General features: G+C 63.6%; 1 pseudogene. It reads right to left on the minus strand.

The window, feature by feature from the left end:
- Window positions 1-678, minus strand: a pseudogene (locus DBR24_RS14930) (sulfatase); the annotation flags it as partial.
- Window positions 679-815: the final 137 nt, after the last annotated feature.

Raw genomic sequence — 815 nt, forward strand, 5'->3', positions numbered from 1 at the left:
CCGCAATCTGGCCATTGCCGGAGAAAACGCATCGCTCCAGCGCAACGGCACCGGGTTTTCCAGGTTGAGGTTTTCGACGCGGCCAAGCAGCGCCAGCAACACCACGACCAGCCCCAACCCACCGCCCAAGACCAGCGAAGTGCGGCGGATCGTCCGAGGTTCCTGCGCCAGCGTCGCCCGCTCCAGGCGCAGCAATCCGTAGAACCACAGCCCCGACACCGCCAGCCAGCCCAGGGCAATCCACAGCACCGGGTAGGTTTCCCAGACCATTTGCTGCGAGATCTGCGCGTCCTCCAGGTAGCGCAAGACCGTGGCGTTGATCCGCACCCCGAGGTAGGCGTAATGGCCAAAGTCGATGATGTACACCAGCCCGACAACGCCCAGCACCAACAGCCAATAGCCCCTTGCCACGCGGCGCAGTAACGCAACGCGCGTCAGGTTCCAGCGCGGCAGCCAGGCCAGCAGCGCCAGCGGCAACATCAGCAGCACGGCCAGACGCAGGTCGAAGCGCAAGCCGATGCCAAGGGTTTCCCGCAGTTGCGGGTTGTCGACAAACTCGCTGATGTCGATTCCGGAGAATCCCAGCACAAACACCAGCCGCAGCAAAGCCAGCAGTAAAAACACCAAACCTGCCGCACCCACGCCATAGCGCAGACGCCGCGATTGCATCCAGCCCATCATTGACCTCAGTGTCCTGATTCAGATTGAAGATGTCGGTACGGCGGGTAGCGGGCGCAGCAGACGCCAGACTTCCCGCACGCACAGCGCGGCGCCGGCCACCAGGCAATAACCCGCCAGCAGCGGATCGATCAGGT

The sequence above is a fragment of the Pseudomonas sp. HMWF006 genome (assembly GCF_003061205.1).
Taxonomy (GTDB): domain Bacteria; phylum Pseudomonadota; class Gammaproteobacteria; order Pseudomonadales; family Pseudomonadaceae; genus Aquipseudomonas; species Aquipseudomonas monsensis.